At 64.8% G+C, this 5,609-nt stretch carries 5 protein-coding genes; 2 read left to right on the plus strand and 3 right to left on the minus strand.

Features of this window, described 5'->3' with window-relative positions; translation table 11 throughout:
* Together ppsA and MJ956_RS18595 are read right to left on the minus strand one after the other, a co-directional pair.
* Nucleotides 1–2,369, minus strand: a 2,369-nt coding sequence (gene ppsA / locus MJ956_RS18590) for a phosphoenolpyruvate synthase (RefSeq protein WP_253965910.1), incomplete at its 3' end; no start/stop codon positions are given.
* A 177-nt stretch (nucleotides 2,370–2,546) separates the two neighbouring features.
* Nucleotides 2,547–2,909 carry a hypothetical protein gene (locus MJ956_RS18595; RefSeq protein WP_253965911.1) on the minus strand — a complete coding sequence of 121 codons (363 nt, stop codon included), beginning with the start codon at nucleotides 2,907–2,909 and terminating at the stop codon, nucleotides 2,547–2,549.
* A gap of 374 nt (nucleotides 2,910–3,283) precedes the next feature.
* Here MJ956_RS18595 and MJ956_RS18600 point away from each other — a divergent pair, with 374 nt between their 5' ends.
* Nucleotides 3,284–4,246 carry a metallophosphoesterase gene (locus MJ956_RS18600; protein ID WP_253965912.1) on the plus strand — a complete coding sequence of 321 codons (963 nt, stop codon included), beginning with the start codon at nucleotides 3,284–3,286 and terminating at the stop codon, nucleotides 4,244–4,246.
* A gap of 2 nt (nucleotides 4,247–4,248) precedes the next feature.
* On the opposite strand, the gene MJ956_RS18605 is transcribed toward MJ956_RS18600, so the two are convergent.
* Nucleotides 4,249–4,761: a CDP-archaeol synthase gene (locus MJ956_RS18605; protein ID WP_253965913.1), complete on the minus strand. Its 513-nt coding sequence runs from the start codon at nucleotides 4,759–4,761 to the stop codon at nucleotides 4,249–4,251.
* A 227-nt stretch (nucleotides 4,762–4,988) separates the two neighbouring features.
* Between MJ956_RS18605 and MJ956_RS18610 the strand changes: the two genes are divergently transcribed.
* Nucleotides 4,989–5,609, plus strand: a 621-nt coding sequence (locus tag MJ956_RS18610; RefSeq protein WP_253965914.1) for a dienelactone hydrolase family protein, incomplete at its 3' end; no start/stop codon positions are given.

Raw genomic sequence — 5,609 nt, forward strand, 5'->3', positions numbered from 1 at the left:
TCGGCGCGCGCGACATGCTGCTTGACCGCGGCGAAGCTGTCCGGGCTGACGGAGATCGAGTCGATCCCGCATTCGACCAGGAAGGCGGCAAAGGCGGGATTGTCGCTCGGGGCCTGACCGCAGAGGCCGACTTTCGCGCCGGCCTCGCGAGCCGCGTCGATCATGCTGCGGATCATCCATTTCACCGCCGCGTCCTCTTCGTCGAACAGCTCGGCCAATAGGCTGGAATCGCGGTCGACGCCGAGCGTCAGCTGGGTCAGGTCGTTGGAGCCGATGGAGAAGCCGTCGAAGCGTTCGGCAAAGCCGCGCGCGAGGATGACGTTGGCGGGGATCTCGCACATGACATAGACCTGAAGCCCGTCCTGGCCGCGCTTCAACCCGTTCTCCGCCATGACCTCCAGCACCCGGTCGGCCTCGCTGAGCGTGCGGCAGAACGGGATCATGACGATGACATTGGCAAAGCCCATCTCCTCGCGCAGCCGCCGGATCGCGCGACACTCCAACGCGAAGCCATCCCGGTAGCGCGGCGAGTAGTAGCGCGAGGCACCGCGAAACCCGAGCATCGGATTCGCCTCCTCCGGCTCGAAGCCCTCTCCGCCAACGAGATGGGCATACTCGTTGGTCTTGAAATCGCTCATCCGCACGATGCAGGGATGGGGGTGCGCGACGGCGGCGATGCGGGCGAGACCTTCGGCCAGCCTGTCGACGAAGAAGGCCGGCTTGTCGGCGTAACCCCGCGTGATGGCCTCGATCTCGGCCCGGGCGGCCGTGTCGGTGATCGCCGCGAAATGCACCAGTGCCATCGGATGGATCTTGATGGCGTTGTTGATGACGAACTCCATGCGGGCAAGACCGACGCCGTCGATCGGCAGCCGCCACCAGCGCGCCGCGGCCGCCGGATTGGCGAGATTCAGCATGATCTCGGTTCGCGTAGCGGGCGCCTCACCGGGATCACTCTCCTCGACCGTTATCTCCGCGTCGCCGTCATAGACGAAGCCCTGGTCGCCCTCCGCGCAGGATACCGTGATCGCCTGCTGGTCGTGCAGAACATGTGTGGCGTCGCCGGTGCCGACGATGGCCGGCAGGCCGAGCTCACGGCTGACGATCGCCGCATGCGAAGTGCGCCCGCCGTGATCGGTGACGATCGCGCCCGCGCGCTTCATGATCGGCACCCAATCGGGATCGGTCGTTTCGGTTACCAGTATGGCGCCGTCCACGAAGCGGTCGATCTCGTCTGGCGTGCGGATCATGCAGACCGATCCCGAGACGATCGCCTCTCCGATCGACAGGCCCTTGCAGAGCGTCCGGCCATGGGCGCCGAGCCGGTAGCTTTCATGCGCACCGGCGGTTCGTTGTGATTGCACGGTTTCGGGACGCGCCTGGACGATGAAGAGCGATCCGTCGCGGCCGTCCTTCGCCCATTCGATATCCATCGGACAGCCATAATGGCGTTCGATCGCCTGCGCCCAACGGGCGAGCGCGAGGATATCGGCGTCACCCAGCACCAGACTTTGCCGTTCGACGCGCGACGTCGGCACGTTCTTCACCGGTCGCTCGCCTTCCTTGGCGTAGATCATCTTGATCTGTTTGGCACCGAGCGTCTTCTGGATGATCGGCCTGAGCCGGGGATTGTCGAGAAACGGCTTGAAGACCTGGTACTCGTCCGGATCGACGGCGCCCTGAACGACGTTTTCACCAAGCCCCCAGGCCGCATTGATGATCACGATCCGGTCGAATCCGGTTTCCGTGTCGATCGAGAACATCACGCCCGAGCTGCCGAGGTCGGAGCGCACCATCCGCTGAACGCCGACGGACAGCGCGACCTTGAGGTGGTCGAAAGCTTTCGTCTCGCGATAGCTGATGGCGCGGTCGGTGAACAGCGAGGCATAGCAGCGCCGACAGGCATCGAGCACCATCGCCGGGCCCGCGACGTTGAGAAACGTTTCCTGCTGACCGGCAAAGCTTGCATCCGGGAGGTCTTCGGCCGTGGCGCTGGAGCGGACGGCGACGTCGACATCGCCAACGCCGGAGCGTTGCGACAATTCCTTGTAGGCGTTCGCGATCGCGGCGGCGGATTCGTCCGGCCAGTCGCCGCGCAGGAATGCCGCCCGGATGGTTCGGCCGGCTTCGGCGAGCGCGATCTTGCCGGCCCTGCGCTGATCGAGCGTATCCTGGATGATCGCCGCGATCCCGTTGGCCGCGACGAAACGCCTGAACATGCCGGCCGTCGTGGCAAATCCTGAGGGAACCGCCACACCGGCGGGGGTCAGCTTCCGGACCATTTCCCCCAGCGAGGCGTTTTTGCCGCCGACCATGGCGACGTCGTCCCGCGCGATTTCCTCGAACCAGAGAATGTCACTACTGGGCATTGCGTATCTCCCGCCGTCTCTCGTCGTCGGCGATTGTGAAGGCCAGTCGGCAGTCGGCCATGACATTGGTCAAGCGATCTCGAATCTTCATTGACGACAGATCGTCGCTTGGTTCTGCGCGGGAAGCGGATTTCCTCGGTCCGGTCGGGTGGAGGCTTCCAGGCGGGGCCGTGTCGTCTACCGGAAGCCTTTCTCGTATCCGGAAATGACCTGCAGGATGGCCGCGCAAATCGCGATGGCGGGCGATGCGCCGCGTCCCGCCGCCATCGTCTGATCGTCGTCCTGGGATTCGTCCTCCTTCAGGACACAACTCCATTGCGAGCCGGAATGCGTGCTGCCTCTTAGGGTCACCGCCCAGCCGGGCAGGGCCCGAGCCGCGAGGGCCAGCGCGCCATCCGTCGAGGCGAAGGTGTCGGCGGGCACCGCCACCGCGGGCAGGTGCTCCTCGAACGCGCGACGGATATCCGCGATCAGGTCCAAATCCACCTCGGTGGTCGTCGCGCAGCGAACCAGCAGGCTCTTCAGATCTATTTCGGCCATGGCGGGCGGGCTCCTTCCATCGATGATCAAAGACATTGTCGAACCTCCTCGCCGGGCACGTTGCTTCCGCGGGACGTGAGAGCGGTGGGCTAGTCCGTTATGTCCATCCTGTTCTCCCGAAGACCGATACGTAAGAGCTGCGCGCGCTGCACTGCCTGTCGGCATACGCACGGCACCGGCGGCGCCACCGACACAACGACATCGATCGGACCGCCGCATTGACGCGGATCAATGTCGAAGCCGCATGTTCGCCGGCACGTTGCGATGCCCACGGACACGAGCGGTTCGCGGCACGCCTCGATCCGTCCCTCTCGGGACGAGAGCGGGGTTCGGGGAGAAACCCTCGCGGCGGAGCGGGAAAGAAGGCGGAAACAGTGAGATCACCGGATCTGACGCAGGACGAGCGCGATGCGCTCGCTTTGCTCGAGTCGCGTATCGGACATCTGCATGTCCGACAACGGCTCGGACTGGAGCGGGACTACGAGGCCCATGTCTTCCGAAGGGGCACGCATTTCTTTCACATCGAAAACTGGTATTCGATCCATGGACTGATCCGCGGCGGGCTGAAGCTCGTCGGCCTGCATCGGCGCGGCCGGCGCAACGCCCACGCGATCGAGGTCCGCCACAACGATGTGCTCCTGGCGGGGTTGCCAGCGGCATTCGACGGCTACACCGTTCTGCAACTCTCCGATCTCCACTTCGGGATGAGCTCCGGCTTTCTCGGGTCCCTCCTGGAGTTGCTCGCGCCGCTTCGCTACGATCTGTGCGTCGTCACCGGCGATTATCGCGCGCTCACCTTCGGCCCGTGGGAGGCAGCGGTCGATGACCTGCGCCGTTTGCGACCGCATCTATCAGGCCCGGTCTATGCGATTCTCGGGAACCACGACACCATCCGCATGGTGCCGGCGATGGAGGCGGCGGGCTACTGCCTGCTGCTCAACGAGTGGGTTCGACTGTCGCGAGACGGCGAGACGGTCTATCTCGCCGGCATCGATGACGCGCATTTCTACCGGCTCGAAAACTATCATCGCGCCGCGCACGATATCCCGCAGAACGCCGTTTCGATTCTCTTATCGCACACGCCGGAGGCCTATCGGCACGCCGCCCATGCCGGATTCGATCTCATGTTGTGCGGCCACACCCATGGCGGCCAGATCTGCCTCCCGGGCGGCATTCCGATCCTGACCGATGCGGACAGTCCGCGGGCCATGGCAAGGGGACCGTGGTGCTGGCATGACATGGCCGGCTACACATCGGCGGGCGCGGGCACCTCGATCGTGGACGTAAGGCTGAACTGCCCGCCCGAAGTGACTCTACACCGACTGCGGCGGGCATAAGCTCAATAAGGCCGATCCCGGATCTTGAGCCGATACAGCAGGACGGAGAGCAACGTTTCGAGCAGGACGAAGGCGACGGTCAGGACAACGATATCGACGGCGCCGAGATGCAACCGAGCCTGGAGAACCAAGAGTGGCAAGAGGGATTCGGGGATTTGATCGAGCCCGAACGCCCGCGCATGCACCGCCAGGCCCAGCCGTCGCTTGCTGAAACTGGCGAACAGGTCGCCCATAAGCGCTGATGCGGCGAGAATCGCGCCGAGCCCCCAGCCCATTCCCAGAAGACTGGCCGCCAGGCTGGTGCACAGAATCGAGGCGACGACACCGCGCGCCGTCTTCGCCGCGCCGAACAAGCGACGCCCGTCGAAAAATGTCGATCCGCCGTCGAGCGGCATAGCCAGGCGACCCGCCAGAAGCCTGGTCGCGAGGACCGGAGCGCCGTTGGCGATGAGGAGCAGCGCAAGAATTCGAGCAAGCAGGAGTGCGTCGGCTATTGTCAGAAGTCCTTTGGTCAAGGAAGGCGCAGTCGGTTCGGCCGCGAACCGGTACCGATTGGCGGCCAAACATTCCAGTTTCCTCAAACGGCGTCTTTGATTAGGCGCAAGGCGTTTGCCGAGAGTTGCTTCGATCGTCCCGCGACGCGGGGGGCTGACCGAATTTGACGGAGGTCAATGACGCATCGGTGCACCGCTGGATGCTGGCGGCGCAGGCCACTAGTGCACAAAAGCGAGGAGAAAAGCCGGTGAGACGCCTTGAGACGACGATTTCCCCGCTTGGACTTTCGGCGACCTTGCGGGCGCCGGATGACGCCAGGGGCCTGATCGTGTTCGCTCACGGCAGCGGCTCCAGTCGCCTCAGTCCCCGCAACGTCGCCGTCGCGGAGGTCCTCGGCGAACAAGGGTTTGCGACGCTACTGTTCGATCTTCTGACCGAGGCAGAGGAGGGGGATCGGCGCAACGTCTTCGACATACCGCTTCTGGCCGATCGCCTGCTTGACGCCGTGCGATGGATCGAGGGCGAGTCAGGGCTGTCCGAACTGCCGCTCGGTCTGTTCGGCGCCAGCACGGGCGCCGCGGCCGCGCTGGTCGCGGCCGCCCGGCTCGGAACACGGATCGCGGCGGTGGTGTCGCGTGGCGGCCGTCCGGATCTGGCCGGCGACTTCCTGCGTGACGTCAGTGCGCCGACGCTGCTGATCGTCGGGGAGGCCGACCGCGAGGTGTTGAAACTCAACGAGGACGCCTTTGCCCAACTACGCTGCAAGAAGGCTCTGCGGATCGTCCCTGGGGCGACGCATCTTTTCCCTGAACCGGGCGCCCTCGAGACCGCGATCGAATACACGCTGGAATGGTTCGACAAGAACCTC

The organism is Aurantimonas marianensis (assembly GCF_024195285.1).
GTDB classification, from domain to species: domain Bacteria; phylum Pseudomonadota; class Alphaproteobacteria; order Rhizobiales; family Rhizobiaceae; genus Aurantimonas; species Aurantimonas marianensis.

Excerpts from the sequence above, each read along its gene's own strand:
- MJ956_RS18595 (WP_253965911.1), bottom strand. The coding sequence starts at position 2,909 with ATGGCCGAAATAGATCTGAAGAGCCTGCTGGTTCGCTGCGCGACGACC.